This is a genomic window from Mesorhizobium sp. WSM4822, assembly GCF_055811155.1.
In genome coordinates, this window is record NZ_JBVVQM010000001.1 from 670932 (window position 1) to 694543 (window position 23612).

General features: G+C 62.0%; 21 protein-coding genes. 9 read left to right on the top strand and 12 right to left on the bottom strand.

Annotated elements, in window-relative coordinates:
- Positions 1 to 6: 6 nt before the first annotated feature.
- The 5 genes from AC0L3E_RS03350 to AC0L3E_RS03370 form a co-directional block, all read right to left on the bottom strand.
- Positions 7 to 1029: a Gfo/Idh/MocA family protein gene (locus tag AC0L3E_RS03350; protein WP_128307637.1), complete on the bottom strand. Its 1023-nt coding sequence runs from the start codon at positions 1027 to 1029 to the stop codon at positions 7 to 9.
- Between the two features lie 10 nt (positions 1030 to 1039).
- Complete coding sequence (locus AC0L3E_RS03355) at positions 1040 to 3583, bottom strand: ATP-binding cassette domain-containing protein (RefSeq protein WP_473604209.1); 2544 nt, start codon at positions 3581 to 3583, stop codon at positions 1040 to 1042.
- A 116-nt stretch (positions 3584 to 3699) separates the two neighbouring features.
- A complete protein-coding gene (locus tag AC0L3E_RS03360) occupies positions 3700 to 4719 on the bottom strand; it encodes a sugar ABC transporter substrate-binding protein (RefSeq protein ID WP_292560352.1) in 1020 nt (339 codons plus the stop codon).
- Positions 4720 to 4877: 158 nt separating this feature from the next.
- Entirely contained in the window at positions 4878 to 5816 is a 939-nt protein-coding gene (locus AC0L3E_RS03365) for a threonine ammonia-lyase (protein ID WP_473604210.1), read from the bottom strand.
- A complete protein-coding gene (locus AC0L3E_RS03370) occupies positions 5806 to 6909 on the bottom strand; it encodes a succinylglutamate desuccinylase/aspartoacylase family protein (RefSeq protein WP_473604211.1) in 1104 nt (367 codons plus the stop codon). Before AC0L3E_RS03370 ends, AC0L3E_RS03365 begins: the two co-directional genes overlap by 11 nt.
- Positions 6910 to 6949: 40 nt before the next feature.
- On the opposite strand from AC0L3E_RS03370, the gene AC0L3E_RS03375 reads away from it, so the two are divergent.
- The 6 genes from AC0L3E_RS03375 (at position 6950) to AC0L3E_RS03400 (ending at position 13423) form a co-directional block, all read left to right on the top strand.
- Positions 6950 to 7789, top strand: coding sequence for an IclR family transcriptional regulator (locus AC0L3E_RS03375; RefSeq protein WP_206631227.1), 840 nt, complete (start codon positions 6950 to 6952; stop codon positions 7787 to 7789).
- 129 nt (positions 7790 to 7918) lie between these two features.
- Positions 7919 to 8668: a GntR family transcriptional regulator gene (locus AC0L3E_RS03380; protein ID WP_128308727.1), complete on the top strand. Its 750-nt coding sequence runs from the start codon at positions 7919 to 7921 to the stop codon at positions 8666 to 8668.
- 131 nt (positions 8669 to 8799) lie between these two features.
- Positions 8800 to 10299: a putative N-acetylmannosamine-6-phosphate 2-epimerase gene (locus AC0L3E_RS03385; RefSeq protein WP_245469873.1), complete on the top strand. Its 1500-nt coding sequence runs from the start codon at positions 8800 to 8802 to the stop codon at positions 10297 to 10299.
- Positions 10300 to 10380: 81 nt separating this feature from the next.
- Positions 10381 to 11676, top strand: coding sequence for an ABC transporter substrate-binding protein (locus AC0L3E_RS03390; protein WP_245469870.1), 1296 nt, complete (start codon positions 10381 to 10383; stop codon positions 11674 to 11676).
- A gap of 56 nt (positions 11677 to 11732) precedes the next feature.
- Positions 11733 to 12599, top strand: coding sequence for a carbohydrate ABC transporter permease (locus AC0L3E_RS03395; protein ID WP_473604213.1), 867 nt, complete (start codon positions 11733 to 11735; stop codon positions 12597 to 12599).
- 2 nt (positions 12600 to 12601) lie between these two features.
- On the top strand, positions 12602 to 13423 hold the full coding sequence (locus AC0L3E_RS03400) for a carbohydrate ABC transporter permease (protein WP_128308731.1): 822 nt from the start codon (positions 12602 to 12604) through the stop codon (positions 13421 to 13423).
- Here the strand turns inward: AC0L3E_RS03400 and AC0L3E_RS03405 are convergent.
- The gene (locus AC0L3E_RS03405; RefSeq protein ID WP_473604215.1) at positions 13413 to 14546 is read right to left on the bottom strand and encodes an NAD(P)/FAD-dependent oxidoreductase; all 1134 of its coding nucleotides are present in this window, start codon (positions 14544 to 14546) and stop codon (positions 13413 to 13415) included. The genes AC0L3E_RS03400 and AC0L3E_RS03405 overlap by 11 nt on opposite strands.
- Before the next feature lie 530 nt (positions 14547 to 15076).
- Here AC0L3E_RS03405 and AC0L3E_RS03410 point away from each other — a divergent pair.
- A complete protein-coding gene (locus AC0L3E_RS03410) occupies positions 15077 to 15532 on the top strand; it encodes a GntR family transcriptional regulator (protein ID WP_128308733.1) in 456 nt (151 codons plus the stop codon).
- Positions 15529 to 15654: a hypothetical protein gene (locus tag AC0L3E_RS03415; RefSeq protein ID WP_281062094.1), complete on the top strand. Its 126-nt coding sequence runs from the start codon at positions 15529 to 15531 to the stop codon at positions 15652 to 15654. The genes AC0L3E_RS03410 and AC0L3E_RS03415 overlap by 4 nt, the downstream gene beginning before the upstream one ends.
- Positions 15655 to 15697: 43 nt before the next feature.
- On the opposite strand, the gene AC0L3E_RS03420 is transcribed toward AC0L3E_RS03415, so the two are convergent.
- The 6 genes from AC0L3E_RS03420 to AC0L3E_RS03445 all read right to left on the bottom strand — a co-directional run bounded on the left by AC0L3E_RS03420 (position 15698) and on the right by AC0L3E_RS03445 (position 22500).
- Positions 15698 to 17308 carry a GMC family oxidoreductase gene (locus tag AC0L3E_RS03420; RefSeq protein ID WP_473604216.1) on the bottom strand — a complete coding sequence of 537 codons (1611 nt, stop codon included), beginning with the start codon at positions 17306 to 17308 and terminating at the stop codon, positions 15698 to 15700.
- A gap of 56 nt (positions 17309 to 17364) precedes the next feature.
- Positions 17365 to 18396 carry an extracellular solute-binding protein gene (locus tag AC0L3E_RS03425; RefSeq protein WP_128308734.1) on the bottom strand — a complete coding sequence of 344 codons (1032 nt, stop codon included), beginning with the start codon at positions 18394 to 18396 and terminating at the stop codon, positions 17365 to 17367.
- 104 nt (positions 18397 to 18500) lie between these two features.
- The gene (locus tag AC0L3E_RS03430; protein WP_127271529.1) at positions 18501 to 19289 is read right to left on the bottom strand and encodes an ABC transporter permease; all 789 of its coding nucleotides are present in this window, start codon (positions 19287 to 19289) and stop codon (positions 18501 to 18503) included.
- Entirely contained in the window at positions 19286 to 20185 is a 900-nt protein-coding gene (locus AC0L3E_RS03435) for an ABC transporter permease (protein WP_128288829.1), read from the bottom strand. Before AC0L3E_RS03435 ends, AC0L3E_RS03430 begins: the two co-directional genes overlap by 4 nt.
- Complete coding sequence (locus AC0L3E_RS03440; protein WP_473604217.1) at positions 20182 to 21276, bottom strand: ABC transporter ATP-binding protein; 1095 nt, start codon at positions 21274 to 21276, stop codon at positions 20182 to 20184. The genes AC0L3E_RS03435 and AC0L3E_RS03440 overlap by 4 nt, the downstream gene beginning before the upstream one ends.
- A 93-nt stretch (positions 21277 to 21369) precedes the next feature.
- On the bottom strand, positions 21370 to 22500 hold the full coding sequence (locus AC0L3E_RS03445) for a branched-chain amino acid ABC transporter substrate-binding protein (protein ID WP_127271535.1): 1131 nt from the start codon (positions 22498 to 22500) through the stop codon (positions 21370 to 21372).
- A 193-nt stretch (positions 22501 to 22693) separates the two neighbouring features.
- On the opposite strand from AC0L3E_RS03445, the gene AC0L3E_RS03450 reads away from it, so the two are divergent.
- Positions 22694 to 23611, top strand: a complete 918-nt coding sequence (locus AC0L3E_RS03450) for a branched-chain amino acid ABC transporter permease (protein ID WP_023809431.1) — start codon at positions 22694 to 22696, stop codon at positions 23609 to 23611.
- Position 23612: the final 1 nt, after the last annotated feature.

Consider the following 23612-nt stretch of genomic DNA (forward strand, 5'->3'; position numbering starts at 1 on the left):
ATCCTCTCATCGGATGTGCCAATCTTCGACCGGTTCGCGCAGGCCTGATTTGACGCTGCGCAGGATGGCATCATTGACGGCGACGGCGCGCAGGGCGTCGCCGACCGGCATCACGAAAGGGGTGTCGTCGCGAACCGCCGAAATGAAATGGTGGACCTCCTCGAAGAGATCCCCGGTGACACGGCCATTGACGGTCGGCCAGTGCAGGGCGTCGGGTTGCGACCACTGTCCACGCGACAGGATGCGTAGACCGTGGTCGCGCACGTCGAGGTCGATCATGCCTTCCGTGCCGATGATTTCCGTGCGTGCCCAGATGCCGGTCGGAACGGTCGGTGGCAGCGTCCAGCCGAAATAGAGCTGTCCGCTCATTCCGTTCGACAGCTCGACGGTGGAGAAGATCGCGTCTTCGGATCGAATTCCGAGCGAAGGCATGAGCTTGGCGACGGGCCGAGAGTAGACGGCGATGATGTCCGAACCTGAGATCCATTGCAGCGCATCGACGTCGTGCACGCCGAGGTAGAAGCAGACGCTCGAGTTTCCGTTCATGCGAAGACCGACTTCGCGATTGGTGAAACGGCCGCTGCTGCCGTGGATCGGCTCGCCGATCCGCCCGGATTTCACCGCCGCCGCGGCCTCGCAATAGCGCGGGTCGAACCGCAGGATGTGGCCGACCAACAGGCGCGCGCCGTTTTTCTCCGCCGCTCTAGCAATCGCCTTGGCAGCGGAAAGATCGTGAGCCATCGGTTTTTCGAGCAGCACCGGCTTGCCGGCATCGAGCAGCGTGCGGCAGACGTCTTCATGCAGCGTGTCGGGTGCCGCCACGATATAGGCGTCGGCGGCATTGGCGGCCAGCGCGGTGGCGGCATCGCGGAAATGCCGGGCACCGAAATCGGACGCGGCCTTGCTCCCCGTGGCAGCATTCGGATCAACGAATGCCGACAGTTCCGCGACAGGGCTCGCGGCAACCACCTGCGCATGCAGGAGGCCCATGTAGCCGGCACCGACAATGGCGATCTTCAGCTTGCTCAAAGGGTTCTCCTTACAGGCATGGTGCAGGTTGGATGCTGGGCCGGGGTGCGCAGGCTGGCGGTGTGATCGTGCGATCACCGAAGGCCAGCGTCATCACGTCTTCTTCCGTCGCCCCACGAGCCAGCGTGCCGACAGAGTGGCCTTCGCGCATGACGACGATGCGGTCGGCAACGCCGAGAACCTCGGGCAACTCGCTCGACACCATGAGGATCGCCGCGCCCTCGGCCTTCAATCTTGCGATCAGGTGATGGAGTTCGGACTTCGCGCCGACGTCGACGCCGCGTGTCGGCTCGTCGAGCAGGATGATCTTCGGTTTGGTGGCAAGCCATTTGCCGATGACGACCTTCTGCTGATTGCCGCCCGAAAGCTCGATGGTCATTTTGTCGGGCTGGGCCGGCCGCACGCCGAGTGAGCCGATGAGATCGCGGGCGAGTGCCAGGATGCGGCGAGGTCTCAGCAGGCCGAAGTGACTGTTGTCGCGAATCCAGGCGAGGGACAGGTTGTCCCTGATCGACATCGTGCCGACGAATCCTTCCAGGTGCCGGTCTTCGGGTATGTAGACGATGCCGGCGCGATTGGCGGCCTTGGTGTCGCCGCCGGTCTGCTGCCCGCCGAAAATTCTGAGCGTGCCGCCATGCATGGTCTCGAGGCCGGCAATCAGCCTGAGCACCTCGGAGCGGCCGCTTCCCATCAGGCCGGCGAGCGCGACGATTTCGCCCCTGCACACGCTGAGCGTGGCCGACTTCAAGAGCTTGCCATCGGAGATGTTGCTGATTTCGATCGCGGTTTCGCCGACTTGCGCTTCGAGATAGGGGAAGATGTCGCCGACATCGCGCCCGACCATCATGGAGACGATCTCGGCCTCGCTGGTCTGGCGGGTCTGGCGCTCGCCGATGAAGCGTCCGTCACGCAGAACGACGACGCGGTCGCACTGGCTGAAGATCTCCTCCATCTTGTGCGAGATGTAGAGGATGCCGGCGCCGCGAGCTCTCAGCCTGTCGATCAGGTCGTAGAGTTGGTCGCGCTCGCGGTTGGAGAGCGCGCTGGTCGGCTCGTCCATGATGAAGAACCAGGCATCGGACAGAACGGCACGGGCAATTTCCACCATCTGCCGGTGCCCGACGGAAAGCGTTCGCAGCTCCGCGCCAATGTCGATGTCGAGCGACAGCTCGTCCATGATGGATTTTGCATCTCGCCGCATCCGGGCCCGGTCGAGAAATCCCAGGCGGGTATGCGGTTCGCGGCCGATGAAGAGATTCTCGGCCACCGTCAGGTCCGGCGAAAGGCTGAAATGCTGATGGATGACGCTGATGCCCTTGGCGTCGCTGGGGGAGTGGAACTGGACGGCGTTGCCGTCGATGATGATCTCACCCTCGTCCGGGCGATGCAGACCGGAAATGCACTTCACCAGCGTCGATTTCCCGGCCCCGTTCTCGCCGGCAAGTCCCACTACCTCACCGGCCGAGACGGCAAAGCTGACACCGTCGAGTGCTTTGACGCCCGGAAAAGACTTGCCAAGCCCGCGCAAGGCGATGCTGTGTTTGCCGACCGGTGTTGCGGCGGTGTTGCGGGGCGACGGGGTGGACTTGCGGCCACCGGTCTTGAACAGGGCGGCGACACTCTCCGGCTGGCTGGTGAGAACGGCCACCAGAATGAGGCTCGCGGTCACGAAATAGATCAGGATCTGCGGTACCTGCAGGAAGGACAGGCCGGTGTTGATGACGCCCAGCAGCAGCGCCCCGATCGCCGTTCCCCAGATGGAGCCCTGGCCGCCGGACAGTTTCGTGCCGCCGATGATCGCGGCTGTGATGGCTGTAAATTCGAGCCCGGTGCCGGCAAGCGGCTGTGCCGAACCGAGACGACCGATGGTGAGGATCGCGCCGAGTCCGGCTGTCGCACCGGCAATCAGGTAGACGGAGATGCGCACGAGGTCGACGGGAACCAGTGAGGCCCGCGCCGCGCCCGCATTTCCGCCGACCGCATAGATCCAGCGTCCGTAGACCGTACGATTGAGCACGAACCACCAGAGGCCCAGGCAGATGGCGGCGATGATGACGGAGACCGGCAGGAGGCCGATCGTCTCGCGTCCCGCGAAAAGCAGGACCGGATCGGCGACCGCGATGCTGGATGCGCCGGAGAGGCTGAGCGCCAGGCCGCGCGCAAACGCCATGGTGGCGAGCGTTGCGATGAATGGGGAGATGCCGGCAAAGCCGATCAGCGTTCCATTGAGCAGACCGATTGCGGCACCGCCACCGATCGCGGCGAGAAGGCTCAAGCTCGCCGAGCCGGTTGCCGTGTAGGCAAGACCCGCGGCGATGCCGGAGCAGGCAAGATTGCTGCCGACGGAAATATCAATGCCGCGCGCGATGATCACGGCCGTCATGGCAAAAGAGATGAGGGCGATGACCGCACTCTGCTGCGCGATGCTGACAAGATTGCCGGTCGACAGAAAACGCGGATCGATCCAGCCGAAGACGGCGATGGCGACCAGCAGCACCGCGATGAGAACCGGTTCGTTGCGCCGCAGTAACGGAGAGGTCCAGGACTGGAACATGGGTCGGTCCTCTTATCGAGCATCATGCGCGATCACCACGGAGCGGCGACGGCGATCGTCAGGAAAAGGGGACGCCGGATGATACGTCATCCGGCGCTTGAGCCGCTTTTAGGCTGTTACTTTGCCAGGGTCATGGCGGTCGCCGGAACCTTGGGACCGAGTTGCTCGGTATAGTTCTTGGCTTCCACCGCCTCTTTGTCGGTGTTGATGTATTCGAAGGTGAGGCCATCCGCCTTGAGCTTCGCGGCCGTCGCATCCGAGGTCACGAAATAGGTCGGCATGTAGAGATCCTGCGGCAGCTTTTCGCCGTTGGCCAGGCGAGCGGCAACGGCGATGTTCCAGTAGCCGACACGATAGGCGCCGGTCAGCACGTCCATCACCATCTTGCCGTCGTCGATCAGCGGCCTCATCTCGGCGTCGCCGTCATAGCCGCCGTAGAGCAACTGGGTTCCCATCGAGCTGGCAACGGAATCGGCGGCCAGGCAAAGGCTGTCGGAGATGCAGCCGATGGCCTTCAGATCCGGATAGGTGGTGAGCCAGGTCTGGGCGGCATTGGTTGCCTTGGCTGCGTCCCAGCCGGTCGGCTCGATGCCGACAATCTTGATGTCCGGAAACTCCTTTTTCAGGGTTTCGACAAAGCCTTTTTCGCGCGTGTCGGACACGAAGTTGCCACGCGAACCGACGAGCAGGGCGACTTCGCCCTTGCCGCCAAGCGACTTGCCGAGCGCGCGGGCAACCATCGACATGTTGTCGTAGTCCGGATAGAGCGTCGAGTAGTTCGAGCCGGCCTCGACCTTGTTGCCCATGGTGATCACCGGAATGCCGGCGGCGGTGGCTTTCTGGATGACCGGAATGACCGCGTTCTTGTCGATCGGATCGATCAGGATCGCGCTGACGCCCTGATTGATGAAATTCTCGATGATGCTGACCTGTTTTTCCAAACTGCCCTCTGCGCTCTGCCAAGTGGATTTCACCCCATAGTCGGCGGCAGCCACGTCGCCCGCTTCCTTCATGCGGACGAAGAAGGAGTTCTGCAGGTCGATTGCCGCAAGCCCCAAAACCTTTTCCGCGGCAAGCGAGGGCGTCGCGATGGCGAGTGCGAGCAGAGCAATGGATGCTTTCAGGGAAATGCGCATGTTTCAGTTCTCCTCTTGTTGCGACAGGACGATTCTTCGCCTCTTTTTCATGTCCCGCACGACGACCGTCCCAGTGACAGGCATTCCGGCGGTATTTCGCGGCACTCGTGCCGTATCCATGTCAGGGCCGCGTCTGCGTGGACCGGCCTTGCTCAACCTCAGCCATTCAGGCCCTCGACACCGGCGCCACAGACAAGCCCGGCGATGCGAGCGCCGCGCGGTGGCTTGAAAGCGCCGCTCATCAACGCGGCCAGCGATGCCGCGCCGCTGAGGTCGGCGGCGATGCCGAATTCGAACCAGAGCAATTCAGCGGCCTTCTGCATGTCCGCATCCTCGACAAGGACGATGTCGTCGACGTGCTTGGCGACGATCTCGTAGATGCTTTCGTCCGTGCGGCCGCAGGCCATGGTCGCCACCTTCGTCGTTATCTCGGGCAAGCGAACGACACGGCCGGCAGCCAGGGAGGCGTGAAGGGTCGGTGAACCGGTCGGCTCGACACCGATGATCCTGGCTTCGGTTTTGACGTGCTTCAGGACTTCGGACATGCCGCTGATGAGCCCGCCACCGCCGATCGCGACGATATAGATGTCGGCATCGGGCATCTGATCGGCCATCTCCAGCGCCACGGTTCCCTGACCGGACACGATCTGGGCATCGGCGAAGGGATGCATGTAGAAGGCGCCGCACGCCTTTGCCTCGGCCGATGCAGCCTCATGCGCTTCATCCCAGACATTGCCTTCGAAGCGAACGTCAGCCCCCCATTTGCGAAGCTTTTCCGCCTTCAGCGGGCTTGCATTGTTCGGCAGGTAAATGGTGGCGGGAACGCCGGCCCGGGCAGCCACATAGGCAGTGGCCAGGCCGTGATTGCCGCCGGATGCGGCGATCAGTCCGTTTTCGATCCGGCTTGGCTCGAGCGTTTTAACCCGGTTCGTGGCGCCCCTGATCTTGAAGGAGCCGCTCACCTGGAGGCATTCCAGTTTCAAATAGACATCATTTTGAAGGTTTGCGCCCGTGGCATGGTCGAGCTTGACGACCGGGGTGCGCCGTATGAAGGGGGCAATGCGCCGGGCAGCCGCCATGATGTCCTCATGGCTCATCGGTCAGTGCCTCCGGATATTCGTTGGCAAGCACGAAGCAGCAATTCCCCGGACGCACGCGGCCGGGCTGACGCTTGGCGAAAACGATGCCGTCGATGGGGTGAAGGAGATCGATGGGCGCGCGTGACGGCGTGTGGAGGAAGTGAATGCGTCCGGCAAGGTCGCCTTTGCTGACGGCACTGCCGAGCGGGCTCAAGGGTTCGAAGACACCGTCCTCCTCGGAAAGCAGATAGCCTTCGCTTCCGGGAACCTTGAGCACGCGCGCGTTGGCGCCAGGGGCGATGTCAGGCGCGCCCTTCAGAACGCCTGCATGTTTCAGCACATTGCGGATGCCCCTACGGCAGATGGCCAGCGCATCCGGACTGACAAGGCCGCCGCCGGCCATCTCACTGCCGATGACGATCAGCCCCTGGTGGTTGGCGGACGCGGTCGAGGTCCGGGTTTCACCGAGATTGTCGACCATGACAACGGTCGGCGCCCCGAAGGCGAGCGTCGCCCTGATGTTCTTGCGATGCCCCTGCGCGGTCGGGGAGGGCTCGATGATCGCGCTCGGCAGGATCATCAGGGACGAACCGCCGGAATGGAGATCCAGGAAGTAGTCGGCCATCGGAAACAGGACGTCATGCACGTAAGCCGCGATCTGGCTTGTCAGCGTGCCGTTGAAATCGCCCGGGAAACTGCGGTTGAAATTCAACCCGTCGACCGGGGAGGTGCGGGTGCCGGCCTCGACGGCCCGGATGTTGATGGCCGGAATCGCAATGATGCGTCCGGCAATATCCCGTGGATCGATCTCGCGCAGAAGCTCGCCGAGCGCGATCGGCCCCTCATATTCGTCGCCGTGGTTGCCACCCTCGATCAGGACCGTCGGACCGTCACCGTTCTTGATGACGGCGAGCGGAACGCGGACCGTGCCCCAGGCATCGTCGTGCGGCGATTGAGGCACATGGAAGAAACCGATCTGCTTGCCCTCGCGATCGAAGTCGACCGACGTGTAAACACTGTTGTTCCGGGGAGTGATGGTCGCGCGCACAGTGTTTGCAGGTCTCGGTACGGTCATCGGGTCGGCCTCGAAATTCATTGTCCCCGTCATCATGTCAGTTTTATATATGGTGTCAAGTTTGGATATAAAACCAATGGCAATTCCGATTTCTTGTCTCTATCGTGCGGGACCACCGGGGATTCTTCGAATGGCAGATGATGCAAAAGAGAGTGGCAAACCGACCTATTCGGCCCCGGCACTGACCAAGGGTCTGGATGTCCTGGAACTGCTGGCGGAGGCGCGGGCGCCCTTGACGATGAAGGAGATCGCGGAAGGCCTCGGCCGTTCGAAGAATGAGATTTTCCGGATGCTGATCGCGCTGCAGGAGCGTCAATATATCGAGCGCAACGCCGAGACCGACGCCTATTCGTTGACCGACAAGCTTTTCAAGCTGGGGCTGCACACGCCGAGCGCTCAGGATCTCATGTCCGCCGCCATGCCCGAGCTGACGCAGATTGCCGGGGACTCAAATCAGTCGCCGCACCTGGTCGTCTTCAATCATGGCTTGACCGTCGTGACCGCGGCCGCTCCCGGCGGCGAGGACATGGCGTTCACGCTGCGCCTCGGCTACGGCCGCCTGGCCACCGACGCGACCTCCGGCCATGTGATACTTGCCTTCCAGTCACCAAAGGTCGCAGCGCGGATGATCGATGAATGTGCGGCGCATTCACCGGCGCCGCTGGATCGTGACGCGCTGGAAAAGCAGCTTCGTACCATCCGCGCGGACGGCTACTGGATGCGCGAAAGCCGCGACTTCGTCGGCATCACCGATATCTGCTGTCCGGTCATCGGACCGGACGGCAGCGCCGTCGCCTCCATTATCGTCGCCTATATCAATCGCCATACGCGTGAAAGCCGCCATGCCTTTACTCTGGAGGTCCTGCGGGCTGCCTGCGATCGCATCTCCATGAAGCTGTCACCGAGGGTTCGCTAAGGGATCGTGATGCGCTGAGGGCGCGGCGAAGCACCGTCCGCTGGCCGTTTGCACCGGATTGATAATACCAGTATAGGTCCAGTCAGGAATGTTTTGATCCTGGGTGCTTCTCGCGCGGGAGGAAGGGCAATGACAACCGTGAACCTGATCGGGCTTGTCAGCCGGGAAATGGAAGCGACAGCGTCCGATGTGCCGCTTTACAGACGGTTGAAATCGGCGATCGAGGCAGCGATCCGTTCCAATGCTTTGAAAGCCGGCGCGGTTCTGCCGGGCGAGCGGGTTCTGGCGGAAGCCCTGTCGATCTCGCGTGTCACCGTGAGAAAAGCTCTGGCGTTGCTCGAAGAGGAAGGGCAGCTCAATCGCCGGCATGGTTCCAAAACCGAGATCGGGTCGCGGGTCGAAAAATCGCTTTCGACGCTGACGAGCTTTTCGGAGGACATTCTGGCGCGCGGCCTGAAGCCTGGATGTCTATGGCTTTCCAAGCAGATAAGCCGTCCATCCCCGGCCGAAATGATGGCCCTGGGTATTGCGGGCAATACCAATGTGGTTCGCATGCGTCGTGTGAGGACGGCCGATGGCGCGCCGATCGCCGTCGAGGTCTCGGCCGTGCCGGTTCGCTTCCTTCCTTCGCCCGAGATGGTTCAGGATTCCCTTTATGAAGCGCTTGATGCACGCGGCTTCATGCCTCAGAGGGCAATCCAGCGCATGCGCTCGCGCGGCGCGTCGCTGGAGGATGCAAAGCACCTTCATTGTGACGCGGGCGCACCGCTGCTGATGACCGAGCGCCGCTGCTTTCTCGCCGACGGACAGATCGTGGAATACTGCGAGACACGCTACAAAGGCGACGTCTACGATTTCGTCTTCGAGCTGCAAAGATAATACCAGTTATGAACTGGTTGTAATCTGGTATTTTCCATTTATCGTGATGGCGACAAGGGAGTGCCGACGTGCAGCGGGAAGACATCGCCAACAGTCTCATCGTGTCCTGCCAGCCGGTTCCCGGCGGCCCGATGGACAGTGCGCAGTTCGTGACGGGCTTTGCCAGGGCCGCTGTTGAAGCCGGAGCCAAGGCCCTGCGCATCGAATCCGTGCCCTATGTCGCGGCCGCCCGCCTGGCCGTCCGCGTGCCGATCATCGGTATCGTCAAGCGCGATCTCACCGACAGTCCCGTGCGCATCACACCCTATCTGGCCGATGTCGAGGCCCTGGCCGAGGCGGGCGCCGATATCATCGCTTTCGATGCGACGGAGCGTGTCCGTCCCGTTCCTGTCGAAGCGCTTGTGAAAGCCGTCAAGGCCAGGAACAAGCTGACCATGGCCGATTGCTCTTGCCTTGACGATGCGCGCCGGGCCCTTGCCGCGGGTGTCGATTTCGTCGGCACGACGCTTTCCGGCTATGTCGGCGGGCCGGAGCCGCAGGATCCGGATATCGCCCTCATCGCTGAAATGCGAACCCTGACCCCCTACGTCATTGCCGAAGGGCGTATCCGGTCGCCTGAGCAGGCGGCTGCCGCCGCGCGCGCCGGCGCCTGTGCCGTGGTTGTCGGCTCGGCGATCACCCGTACCGAGCACGTCACCTCATGGTTCCACCAGGCGCTTTCCGACGCCTATGCGGCGAGGGGCGCGCAAACCGCCCTTGGCACAAGTGTCCTGGGCCCAACCGTCCTGGGCCCATCCGTCCTGGGCATCGACATCGGGGGAACCAAGACCATGGCCGCGCTGGTCAACGATGGCACGGTGATCGAGGACAAGATCGTGCGGACCGCGCGAGAGGCTGGACCCGACGCCTGGCTGGCATCCCTCGCGCAAAGCACGTCAGCCTGGTCGAGCCGCTTCAGCCGCATCGGCATTGCGGTGACCGGACTGGTGCAGGATGGACGCTGGTCGGCATTGAATCCGGCAACCCTTGGCATTCCCGACGGCTACCCGCTGGTCGAAAGGGCATCCGCTGTTTTCGGCAAGCCGGTCTGTGCGTTCAACGATGCCCAGGCGGCTGCCTGGGGCGAATACAAATTCGGCGCCGGGCAAGGTCGCGACATCGTCTTTCTGACCATCTCGACCGGAATTGGCGGCGGCATCGTTTGCAACGACCGATTGCTGTCCGGTCTAGCCGGTCACTTCGGTCTGATCCGTGGTCTGTCTGAAGACCGGGCTCCGCTCGAAGACAGCACCTCCGGCCGCTGGATCGCTTCGGAGGCCCTCAAGGCCGGTTCCAAGGCGGACGCCGCCGATGTGTTCGGACACGCGCTGAAGGGCGAGGACTGGGCCGGCGCCATCGTCTCGCGGAGCGCCTCGCGGGTCGCGGCGCTATGCTGGGACATTCAGATGATGTTCGATCCGAAATTGATCGTCATCGGCGGCAGCATCGGTCTTGCAGAAGGCTATCTCGACCGGGTGCGCGCACATCTGAGCGAGGTCCCGCCGCGCCTTTCCCCCCATCTCGTGGCGGCGAAGCTCGGAGGCCACGCCGGCGTCATCGGTGTTGCCGATCTTGCCGAATGGGCAAGGTAACGGCGCCCCGGTCGTGTCATGCAAAAATCATCAAAAAAGAAGGGAACGATCATGAAATTGAGCAGGACATCTTTTGCGCTTATGGCCACCCTCCTTGCGGGGACGGCTTTGCCGACCTTTGCCAACGCAACCGTGACCGTGCTCGGCTGGCCTGGCGGCTCCGAGGAAACCGCACTGCGGGCAACCGTGGAAACCTACAACAAGCAGGCCAGCGATGCCGACAAGGTGGAGTTGCTGTTCTTCAACCGGGAAGGCTTTTACGACAAGCTGCAGGCTGACATGGCGGCCGGATCCAGTGCCTTCGACGTGAACCTCGTCGCCACCTACTCGCTCGGTCGCTACGCGCCCTATATGGAGCCGGTCGATCTTGGCACGGACGCGATCAAGGTTTTCGGCGAATCCGTTCTCAAGACGATGCAGTTCGACGGCAAGCAATACGGCGTGCCGACAGACCTTTCGTTGCACTTCATGTACTACCGCAAGGATCTCATCGACGCCTTGATCGGGGATGACGCCGCCAAGAAGACCTATGGTGAAATCGCCCAGAAATATCTCGGCAAGCCGCTGCAGCCGAAAGACCCGGACAGCTGGACCTGGGACGACTGGGCGGCCACCGCCCTCTATTTCGCCAAGCAGGTGAACCCCGACAGCCCGGTGCGTTATGGCACGGTCCTGCAGATGAAGAACCTGCTGTTCAACATGATGGTCTTCCAGTCCCTGCCGCGCTCCTACGGCGGCGACTGGATGGACAAGAACGGCAATGTCACGGTGGATTCCGATGCCTACAAGACCGCCCTCGAGCTCTACAAGAAACTCTATGATGCCGGTTCTTCACCCAAGGATTCGCTGAGCTACGAATATGCGGAAACCAACGCGGCCTTCGCATCCGGCCAGGCCGCGACGGCGCTGCAGTGGAATGCCGCGGCGGCGGATCTGACCAGCACCGAAAAATCCCCGGCCGTCGCCGAGGTGACCGGGATCGTCGCGCCACCGGCAGGTTCCGACGGACGCGCTGATCATATCCACGGCCTTGGTTTGGGCCTTAACAAGAACGCCAAGAACAAGGAAGGCGCCGTCAAGTTCCTGAAGTGGCTCGCCACCGAGGATGCGGCCTTGCTCTATGCGCGCAACGGCGGTTCGCCGGCATTGTCTCCCGATGTCGTGGCCAAGGTTGCGAAGGAACGTCCCGACCTCGTCAAGCTCGGCGAATTCGCCAGCAAGTACGGCTATGTCATGACCGGAGCGACGTCCGCGAGTGCGCTCCCGGTCTATGAGCTGCAGGCAAAGGAGTTCACCGGCTACTGGTCCGGCCAGCAGAGCCTCGAGGATGCGCTCGCCCACACCAAGGCGGGCATGCAGGACCTTCTGAAGAAATAAATTATTGGCCGGATGCCGGGCCGAGGCCCGGTGTCCGGCGCGTTTGGCGGATCGACATGGCCCTTGTGACACGTGCCGAAGGCAGGATGTATCTGACGCCGCTGGTCGGCTTCCTGCTTCTGTTCCTCGGCTTTCCGGCGATCGTCAATCTGATCTATTCCGTTTCGACCGTCACATTCGAGACCTTGCGCAGTCCGGTGTTGAGCGGTTTCGGTAACTATGTCGCGGTGTTGAACGACCGCGAATTCTGGAGCTCGGCCTGGTTCTCGCTGCGCTTCGGTATTCTTACCGCATCGGCGGAATGTCTGATCGGCCTTTTCCTTGCTATCTTCCTGGCGCCGCTTCTGTGCAAGCGTCCAGTCCTGATGGCGCCGTTGATGCTGCCGCTGATGGTCGCACCGGCCATGGTCGGTCTCATGTACCGGCTGGTGCTGCATGAATTCGCGGGCCCCGTCCCCTACTATCTCTTCGAATGGTTTGGCGACAGCCCGGCCTTCCTCGACATCGACAATGCCTTCCGCACCCTTGTCGTCGTGGAGACGCTGCAATGGACGCCTTTCGCCTTCCTGCTCTTCTACATGGCCTATTCGGCCATACCGCTCGACGTGCGCGAAGCCTCCTCGCTCGATGGCGCATCACCGTTTGAGATCGTTCGGTGGATCGACCTGCCGCTGATGAAGCCGACGCTGGTCATCGCGTTTTTCATCCGTTTCATCGACGGTTTCCGGGTGTTCGACAATGTCTATGCGCTGACCGGCAGTGGCGCTGGCGGGTCAACGACGTCCTTGTCGATCTACATCTATCAGGCCTTCTTCAAGGAAGGGGCTATCGGCAAGGCGGTCGCCGCTTCGGTTATCCTGTTCCTGGCGTCGTTCATCGTTCTCCACGGCCTTAACCGGCTTGCCGGCCGCAGGAAGCGTTGACGATGGTCAGGGCACTGCGCTGGATCGTTTTTGCCATCGCCGTGCTGGCGATGAATTTCCCCATTATCGTGACGCTGATCACATCGCTCAAAAGCCAGCGCGAGCTTTCGACGAACCCCGGTTTGTGGATCAGCCAGCCGACGCTCGACAACTATCTGGAGGTTCTGACGCAGACCAGCCGCTTCAACATCTATGCCTACCTGCTGAACAGCACCGTGGCGGCGCTGATCGGAACCGGCCTTGCGATCGTGCTCGCGTTCCCGGCTGCCTATGCAATCGCGCGTAGCGACGCGGGAAAGCGCTTGGTCCTGCCGATCGTCATCAATCTTCGCGCCGTACCGCTGATCATCTTCGCGATCCCGCTTTACATGATGTACCAGTGGCTGGGCCTGCTCGATACGCAGATCGGGCTCGGGCTCATCCTGACCATCGTCAACGCGCCTCTTGCGCTCGTCATCCTGGTGAACGCGATTTCAGATGTACCGGTCGAACTCGACGAGGCGGCGAAAGTCGATGGCGCAAGTTCCTTGCAGGTGATGATGATGATCGTCCGGCCCGTCATCCGACCGGCGCTCGTCACAACCTTCATTTTCGGCTTCATCACTGCCTGGAACGAGTTCCTCTTCGGTCTCATGCTGACAACCAGCCGTGCCGTGCCGATGACGGTCGGCGCGTCCTTCTTCTTCGCCGCAAGCGGCGGCGGCGTAAAATGGGGAACCGCTTCCGCGGTCATGATGCTGGGTGCCTTGCCGCCGGCCTTGCTGGGTCTTGTGATGTATCGGCAGATATCAGGATCCATGACCGCTGGAGCGGTCAAAGGCTAAAGCAAGACGAGTTCGTCGTTCTGACTAGTTGAACAACCCTATCTGACAGGGCGAGCGCACTTGTCAGGCCAGGTGACTCGATTCCGAAAAGACTGATCAGCCGTCCGGACGGATCTGCCAGAATGTCGAAATCGCCGAACTGCAACCCGTTCGTTTTAGGCCGCAGCCCGCAATAGCTCGGCTCCAGTTCCCCGTCCCTCAGCCCCGGCCAATAGCGTCGGATGGCCGCGTAAAATGGTGTGGCCCGAGTTGGGTCGACCGCGTAGCCGACCTCATCGACGGGCTCGACGTCCGGCCCGAAACGAACCGATCCGGCCATATCCAGCGTCAGGTGAACTCCGAGGCCGCCTGGTTCCGGAACCGGATAAACAAGATGGTTGAAGGACGGGCGGCGTCCAAGCGCAAAGTAATTGCCTTTGACGTAGGTGACATCTGGGATTTTGCCGCCATGCCCGCCCGCAAGGCTCCGGGCAACGAGATGGGCTGACAATCCGGCCGCATTGATGACCAGATTTGCGGCGATCCTATAGCCTTCCATATCGCCGCCAAACTGGAGCTCGCAGCCCGTTTCGTCGACGCTGCCGCCGAGAACCGGCGCGCGAAACGCAAAGGTGGCACCGGCATTCTCGGCATCGCCCTGTAGCCCCAGCATCAGCGCGCGGCTGTCGACGATCCCCGTGCTTGGGGACAAAAGCGCGCCGGCAACGTCCAGTTCAGGCTCAAGGCGTTCCACATCCGCGCGGCTGAGCATCTCCAGGTCCGCAACACCATTGTCCGCAGCCTTGGTCCGGATCCCCTCCAGGATCGGCAATTCCGCGTCGCTGGCGGCGACGATCAGCTTGCCGATGCGTTTGTGCGGAATCCCGCGCGCTTCGCAATAGCGGTAAAGCGCGTTCTTTCCTTCGACGCATAGCTGCGCTTTCAGGCTGCCCTTCGGATAGTAGATGCCGGCATGGATGACCTCGCTGTTGCGGCTCGACGTGCCCAGCCCGGGGCTGTCCTCGGCCTCCACGACAAGAACTTCGCGTCCCTCGAGCGCCAGCCGCCGCGCAATCGCCAGGCCGACGACGCCGGTGCCGATGACGATACAATCGACTTTCTCGTCGGGGACCTCCATCGTCATTCGCCAGCCCCTGGGGCACAATGCAGGACGTGCAAGCAGGCCTCACCAGAATTCCGGCCCGCCGAAAGCACCACAAGCATGACATGTCACTCCATCGGCCGTTTCTGTCCGAGCGTGCAACGAAATAAAGCACCGCGATTGCGGCAAATACCATAATGTTGGTGATCGACGAAGCGCATAGAGCTCCGGCTTGACGCCATAGCGCAGTGCGCTCCAGGCGACCGATGGCATGGTAGGCGTGGCGCCGGGTAGAACGAGATATTCGGGCCATTGAGCGACAGCACGAAGGCTACGATCAGGCTGCCAAATAAGCCCGACCATGCAGGAATGCGTCATCGCCATCGATTATCGAGGCACGCCGGACAAGCTGGTCGCGGATTTCATTTCGGTGGTAAACCGCGTCTCCCAAGGCCACGATAGCCAAGTTGCGATGTAGTGGCGCGCCATGTTTGTCGTGTCCATGTCTTCGGAATACGCATGCGGTTCGGCTTCGATCCGGCTCGGCCCGGCGGCGCGCATGCAGGGTCAGTATGACCGCAGCCTCGCCGCTCCAGGAACGCATTCGCAATCAGCTTCGGGCTCAGTTCTTCGAGCGAATTCAAGTCGGTGAGCGGATCAACGAGGCGGAGATCGCGGCGACCCTTGGCGTCTCGCGTACACCTGTGCGTCACGCTCTGGTGCAATTGCAGGGTGAAGGGGTCGTAACTTACGAGCCCAACCGCGGCTTGATTGCTCGAAGCGATCCAGCCGGGCGCTCGCCGAGATCAGGTGGGGTCGCTTTCTCTCGACGAGAAAGTGATGCGCGACATGGCACTCGGTGTCCTGGATGGATCATCAGCGAGCGGGCACTGCTGGCGCGCTACAATGCGACGCCGGGCGCGCTGACCTCGACGTTGCGCCGGCTGATGCGCGACCAACTCGCCGAACCGTCTCCCGAAGGCCGACATCGAAAGGCTGCTGCGCGAGATCAACGGCGAGGCGGATGAGCGGGACGATCAAGCCGCTTGAATTCGACGGCGCGTGCCCGCCGCAGCCCAGCTGCAAAGGCGCCGGTTCAATGTTTGATTCACTGAACCGCTCCAACTCATTGTTTTTGCGCGGCTACTGAAGGAAGGCCGCTGCACGCCTTTCCTGGAGTTGCGCTACAGAAATTATCCCCGGCCCAGGATCATCTCCGCTGCCCGGTGCCCGATCATCATGCTGGGGGCATTGGTGTTGCCGCCGATCAGCTTCGGCATCACGGACGCATCCGCGACCCGCAAGCCACTGATGCCGCGCACCTTGAGCGTTGCCGGGTCGACGACGGCCATCGCATCGGTCCCCATCTTGCACGTCCCCACCGGATGATAGACGGTGAGCGCTTCGGCACGCAGATAGGCGAGGATCTCGTCATCGCTGCGAACATCCTTGCCCGGCAGCATCTCCGTCCCCCTGATCGGGTCGAACTCGGATGCGGCAAAGATTTGACGCGCGATCTTGATGCCTTCGACCAACACCCTGGCGTCCTCGTCGTTCGAGAAGAAGCGATGATCGATCAGCACATCCCGGTTCGACGCCTGGCCTGAGAGTTTGAGTTCGCCGACGCTTTTGGGCCTGAGCACGCAGGTGTGGATTGCGTAGCCATGGCCGTACTCCACCAGCCTGCCGCGATGGCTGCGATAGCCGGGCACGAAGTGGAACTGGATGTCGGGAATGCCGTTCGCATACTTCGTCCGGGCAAAGCCGCCGGCTTCGACGTAGTTGGTGGTGAGCATGCCCTTGCGGCCGGCAAAATACCGGAAGGGCGCAGCCAGCACGCGGGGCAGGTTGGGCAGCGACAGGCCGAGCGTCTTCGTGCTCGAGGAGCGGACCGTGATCATGCCGTCGATATGGTCCTGAAGGTTCTTGCCCACGCCCGGCAGATCGACAACCGGCTTTATACCGATCGCCTGCAGCTCGGCGGCTGCGCCGATGCCGGACGCCAGCAAGATCTTCGGTGAATTGATCGCCCCGGCCGAAAGCACGATTTCGCGGCGGGCCGACAGCGTCTTCTGCTCGCCCTTGTACCGCACCCGTACCCCTGTCGCGCGTTCCTCGGCTATATCGAGGTCGATCACTTCGCATTCGCTGAGGATTGTGAGATTCTTGCGATCGAGCACCGGGCGCATGAAGGCGGTGAAACTGCTGAAGCGCTGGCCGCGATCCTGGGTGACATTGTAGATGCCGAGGCCGAACTGGCTTTCGGCATTGAAGTCGCTGTTGGCCGGAAGACCGGCATTGTTGCCGGCCTTGACGAACATCGACGACAGCACATTCGGATCGCGCGGCTTGTCGACCAGCAGTTCCCCGCCTGTACCGTGGTAGTGCGGGTCCTGGCCAAGCAGGTTGCGCTCGAGCTTCTTGAAGACGGGAAGCACGTCGCTGAATGCCCAGCCTGCGCAGCCGAGTCGCGACCACTCGTCATAGTCCTGCGCGGCGCCCCTGATGTAGACCATCGAGTTGATGGAACTGGAGCCGCCCAGCGCCTTGCCGCGATTGACCGGAATCCTGCGGCCGTTGAGGTTGGGCTGAGGCACGCCGACATAGCAGTAGTCATAGTTCGGATTGCCGTAGAGCGAGAGGATGCCGGCAGGCACCTTGACCCGCAGCCCCATATCGCTGCCGCCGGCTTCGATCAGGCACACTTTGTGGGACGGGTTGGCGCTCAGGCGATTGGCAAGGACACAACCGGCCGAGCCTGCGCCGATGACGATGTAATCGTAGTCAAGATTTTCGGTCTGCATGGCCAGCCCCTTTGAGAATGGAGATGCCGGGGCGGCGCGCGCCCCGGCTGAGCGGCTCATTGCAGAAGCTGCGTCCAGACCTTGGTGACGAGTTCCTGCGCCGCCGGCGAGCAGGCCTGGCCCATCTTGACGGGAACGGTCGGGAACAGCTCCGGAGCGTTCTCCTTGTTGTAGAGCGCCTTGCTCTCGTCGATCTTCACCGGCGAAGAGTGGCCGTAATAATTGTACTGCGCCGTCGCGTTGTCGATCTGGGTCATGAAATCGATGAACTTCTTGGCGTTCTCGATATTGGCCGCGCCCTTCGGCACGACATAGGAATCCAGCCAGCCGACCAGACCTTCTTTCGGCATCGCGTATTCGACATTGGCCTTGTCGTTGCGGCGAAGCCTCATGGTGTTGCCGTCCCACCAGAAATGGGCGGCAACCTCGCCGCTGCCGATGCGGTTTTCGATGTTGTCGCTGGAATAGGCCGCCACGAATGGCTTCTGCGCCAGCAAGAGGTCGAGCACGCGCTTCATCTCCTGTGGGTCTTCGCTGCAATATTTGATGCCGAGATAGTTTTCCGCTGCCGGAATGACTTCGTCGGGCTGCGCCAGGCTGGCGATCTTGCCGCGCAGCTCCGCCGGTGGCTCGAAATAGGTCTTCCAGCTGTCGACCGGGCCTTTGTAGAGGTCGCGGTTGACGGTGTAGCCGGCATTGCCGAAGGCGAGCGGGATCGAATGATTGCCTGTCGCATCCCACCACGGTTTCTGCCAGTCCGGCAGGACTTGGCTGTAGGCCGCCATCGAGCTGGCGCCGAAATCCTCGAGCAGCCCGCTATCGATCATGATCTTCACGAAGTGCTGCGAAGGCGTGACGATGTCGTAGCCCGACGAGCCGGCCTGCAGCTTGGTGAGCAGGTCCTCGTTGGATGAGAAGGCGTCGACCGTGACCTTTATGCCGGTTTCCTTCTCGAATTTCGTGACCATCTCGGGCGAGATGGAATCCGCCCATGCGTAGATGGCCAGGCTGCCCTCGGCGAGAGCGGGCACGCTAAAGGCGAGGCTCATGGCACCGGCCATGGTGAGCGCTGCAATTTTAGTCGTCATGTCATTCCCCTGTTTGTTGTTCTCCCAGGGGCGACGATAACAAACCGTCGGGTTCGATAAATTCGATTTGCCCGACGCCTTGATTAGGAAAAACTACGCCGCTGCTACTGCCGTCGCTGAAGCAGGAAGGCCACGGTCGCCAGCACCACCGAAACAATCATGATCAAGGTCGAGATTGCGTTGAGCTGCGGCGACACGCCCTGCTTGATCAGTGAGAAAATGTAGACCGGCAGCGTGGTGGCGCCGCCGGAATTCAACAGGTTGCTGGTGATGAAATCATCCATCGAGATGACGAAGGCGAGCATGGCGCCGGCGAAAACACCCGGCAGGATGAGCGGCAGCGTGACGCGACGAAAGGCGACCCAACCGGTTGCATAGAGATCGCGGGCGGCTTCCTCCAGATCGAAGTCCATTCCCTGCAGGCGGGCGCGTATCGGCAGGAAGGCGAACGGGATGCAGAAGGTGGTGTGGGCGATCATCAGCTTCACCATTCCGTTGGCGAGCCCGATCTCGGAGAAGAGGATCAGGACGGCGACAGCAACGACGATTTCGGGCAGGAGCAGCGGCAGGTTCACCACCGCTTCGGAGATGCGGCGGAACCGGACATCGCGGCCGCGCACCAGCACCAATGCCGCCATCAACGCGACAAGGGTCGAGGCGACTGTGGCGACCGTGGCGACGAGCAGGGAGGTCTTCACCGCTGTCATCAGGTTGGCGTTGGACAAAGCGGTGGCGTACCAGTGCAATGAGAAGCCGCCCCAATTGGAGACGATCCGGTTCGCATTGAAAGAGTAGAACACCACGACGGCGATGGGCAAATAGAGATAGGCGAAGAAGATCGCGCTGAAGAGACCGAAGCCCGGATAGCGCCTGACATCATCGTCCGCGTTCATGCCGCACGCTCCAGGCCTTCGGTGCGCATCGAGCGCAGACCCTGGAAAATCAGGAAGACCATGACCGCGGCCATCAGCACGATGGCGATGGCGGCGCCGAGCGGCCAGTTGCGGGCGCCACCGAACTGTAGCTGGATGAGATTGCCCATCATCATGGTCTTGCCGCCGCCGAGCAGGGTCGGCTCCAGGACCGCGCCGAGGCTTGGAACGAACACCAGGATCGCGCCGGCGATCATGCCGGGCCGGGTGAGGGGCAGGATAACGCGGCGCAATGTGGTGACGCGGTTGCCATAGAGATCATGCGACGCCTCGATGAGCGCAGGGTCGAGTTTCTCGATCGAGGCGAAGATCGGCAGGATCATCAGCGGAATGTAGCTGTAGACGAGACCGAGCAGCATGGCGGTGTTGCCGAACAGCAGCGAGTCCATGTTGTCGACGAGGCCGAGACCGCGAAGGGTCTTTTCGACGACACCATCCTTGCCAAGGATGATGATCCAGGAATAGACGCGCACGATCATCGAAACCCAGAATGGCAGCGTGACGAGATAGATCAGCAGCACTTTGATCGCCGGCCGCTGCAGCGCTATGAAATAGGCGACCGGGAAGCTCAGGAGCAGGCAGATCGATGTTGTCACGGCCGACAGGACCAGCGTTCTGGCAACAACGATGAGATATTGCGGATTGAACTCCATCTCGCCGGTCCAGCCTTCGTTGAACAAAAGCTGCTTGTAGGGCGCTGTGGTGAACACATATTCGAACCCGCCGTAAGGTCCGCGCGTCGAGAACGACACCACGATGATGATGCCGATCGGGATGATCAGCGTCAGCAGCATGATGAGATGGGCCGGCAGCAGGCCGAGGACATTCCAGTCGGGACTTTTTGTGCGTGCCTTCATGCGCCGAGGATCCGCACGGATTCGGCGGCAAAGCCGACTTTTACCGATTGCCCGATTTCGAACATCTGGCCGCGGCTGACGCTGTTGCGCTTGGAGATGCGCAGCTTGGTGCCGCCCGCTTCAATCAGATAGTATGTGTAGCCGCCGAGATAGTTGGTGCTCATGATCGTGCCGTCGACAGCGATCGGGTTGTCCTGCGCGGGCAGGCTGATTTTTTCCGGACGTATCGAGATGAAGGCCTTCTGGCCGGCGACCGCTTTCTTGTGAGAGGCCGTCAAGGTCATGCCGAGCTGCGTTTTCACGGTTGCCTGCTCGCCGTCCACGGCAATCACGTCAGCATCGAGGAAGTTGGTCTCGCCGATGAAATCGGTGACGAAGCGGTTCGACGGCTCCTCGTAGATCGCCGCGGGTGTGCCAAGCTGCTGGATCTCGCCATCGCCGAGAACGCAGATGCGATCCGACATGTCGAGCGCTTCTTCCTGGTCGTGGGTGACGAAGACGAAGGTGATGCCGGTCTTGCGCTGCAGGATGCGCAGCTCGTCGCGCATGGCCTGGCGCAGCTTCAGGTCGAGTGCCGAGAGCGGTTCGTCGAGCAGCAGCACTTCCGGTTCCGGCGCCAGGGCGCGGGCGAGCGCGACGCGCTGGCGCTGGCCGCCCGACAATTGCTGCGGCTTGCGCCCGGCAAAGGCCTCCATATGGACGAGACGAAGCATATCGGCGACGCGCGCATCGCGGCGGCCCTTTGACCAGCCGAGGTTTTCGAGCCCGAAGCCGATGTTCTGTTCGACGCTCATATGCGGAAACAGGGCGTAGCTCTGGAAGACGGTGTTGACCCGCCGCTTATGCGGGGGGAGTCCCTGTATGTCCGAGCCGTGCAGGAAAATCTGCCCCGCCGTCGGCTGCTCGAAACCGGCGATCATGCGCAGCAGGGTGGTCTTGCCGCAGCCGCTCGGGCCGAGCAGCGTGAAGAACTCGTTGTCGTAGATGTCGAAGGAAACAGGCTTCAGCGCCTGATAGGTGCCGAACACCTTGGAGACGCCCTTGATCTCGACGGCCTTTCGAGGTGCGCCGTGGCCAGCCTCGTCATTCATGGTCAGGCGCTCCGGTCAGGACTTTTGCGAGCTCGGCGATGAAGGTGATCGACGCCGCGCCACCGAGAACGGGCGCGGCGTCGATCAGGTAAGTTACATCTTCTCCCATTTGCCGCTGCGGACGACGAACATGTCGATGTCGATGGCCATGTTGGTCTGTCCGTTGGCATCGAACGAGACGTCTCCCAGAATGCCGTCGTGGTGGATGTCACGAATGGCCTTGCTCAGCGCCTCCTTGTCGTCGAGGCCTTTTTCCTTGATGACCTGAAGCAGGATCTGCGTCGCCTCGTAGGCATATTTCGCATAGGAGCCGGCAGGATCGGGATAAGCCTTGGTTTCATAGGCCTTGTTGAACTCCTCGAGCTTGGGGTTCGACTGGACGGCCGGAGTTCCGGCGATGGTGCCCTCGGCGGCAGCTCCCGCGATCTCGATGAATTTCGGGTCGTAGATGCCTGAAATTCCGTACATCGGCAGATTGCCCATGCCGAGGTCGGCCATCTGGCTGCGCACCAGCGCTGCTTCGGTGACGACACCGCCGAAATAGACCGCGTCGGGCGACGCTGCCTTCGCGGTCGTCAGCATGGCGCGGAAATCGGTCGTGCCGACAGCTGCGGCATCCGAAGAAACGACCTCGCCGCCGGCCGCCTTGAAGAAATCGCCGAACCATTTGGTGTTGGCCGCACCGTAGTCGGTGGTGTCGGAGATGATGGCGATCTTCTTGATCTTGCCTTGCTTGGCGATGGCTTCGGCCAGCGGTTTGTTCTCGTTGACCAGCGTCGGCGTGACGCGGGTCACGTTCGGGAAGTTCTGTTCGGTAATCTTCGGGCTGACCGCGCCCCAGACGATGAACGGCATCTGCGAGCGGTTGAAGACCGGGATCGTCGCCAACGCGACCGAGCTGTTCCAATGCCCCGTTGCCGCGACCACCGCGGGATCGTTGACCAGCTTCTGCGCCGCCGAAACGCCGACGGCCGGATCGGAGGCGTCATCGAGCACGACGCCTTCCACCTGGTGCGGATAGCCGCTGGCATTGGCCTGCTCGATGGCGAGCAGGAAGCCGTTGCGGGCGCCGAGGCCCTGCTGGGCGTTGCCGCCGGAGAGCGGCCCGATGAAGCCGAGCTTGATCTGGTCGGCCTGCGCCTGGGCGGCGCCCAGGGCGATGGCAAACAGAGAGCCGGCCAGAATTGACGATACGCGGATAAGCGCACTGCGCCTGTTTTGCATGGTTCCACCTCAAACAGAATTATCTGCCGCCGTCGTAGCGACCCGGCCGATCGTGATCGTCGGCTGATCATCAGTGTACGGGCGCGTATTCAGTGACGAAATTCGGAAATTGTGACTCGTGAGTTCGGAGATTCGTTCTGTCCGCCCGGGATGGCGGTTGATACCTGTCGGCTTCAATCGAGAGACCGACCGCATGGCGGAACTGCTTGTCCAGCAACTGGTGAACTGGATAACCCTTGGCTGCATCTATGCCTTGCTGGCGATCGGATTCAGCCTGATCTTCGGTGTCTTGAACGTCATTCATTTCTCGCACGGCGATGTCGCGATGACGGCGCCGTTCATCACGCTGGCGCTTGCCCAGGCGTTGGCGACCGCTCTTGGCGCCTCGGGCCCCGCCTGGCTGGTGCTTGCGGTTCCGGTCGCCGTGCTCGCCGTCGGTTTGATCGGCGTCCTGCTGGACAAGGTGGTCATCAGGCGCTTCCGCGATGCGCCCGCCATGATGGCGCTGGTGGCGACCGTGGCGCTCGGCATCGTCATCCGCGAGCTGATCCGCCATCTCTATCCGCAGGGATCGAACCCGCATGCCTTCCCGCGCCTGGTGTCGGGCATGGCTTTCGAAATCTCCGGCGTTGCCATCAGCTGGTTCGCGCTGCTGGTGGTGGTGCTGACCGTCGCGCTGGTTGCCATGCTGTTTGTCTTCCTGCGCATGACCCCGCTCGGGCTGCGCATCCGGGCGGCCTCGGAGGACCGGGTCGTGGCGCGCATGATGGGCATCCGCGATGCACGCGTCTTCCGTGCGACGTTCTTCATTGCCTCGGCTATCGGCGCCATCGCTGGACTTCTGTTCGCAAGCTATGCCGGCGTGACACGGTTCGACTTCGGCGTCATGGCCGGCCTGCTCGGCTTTTCCGCCGCGGTCATCGGCGGCCTCGGCTCGATGCCGGGCGCCATACTGGGCGGACTGATCATTGCCGGCATCGAAGTGCTGGCGCAGACATTCGTGCCGGACGGCGCTTCCTACCGGCTGGTCTTCGTCTTCCTGCTGGTCATCGCCGTGCTCATCTTCCGCCCCGCCGGCCTGCTTGGGCGCACCGTCATGGAGAAAGTCTAGC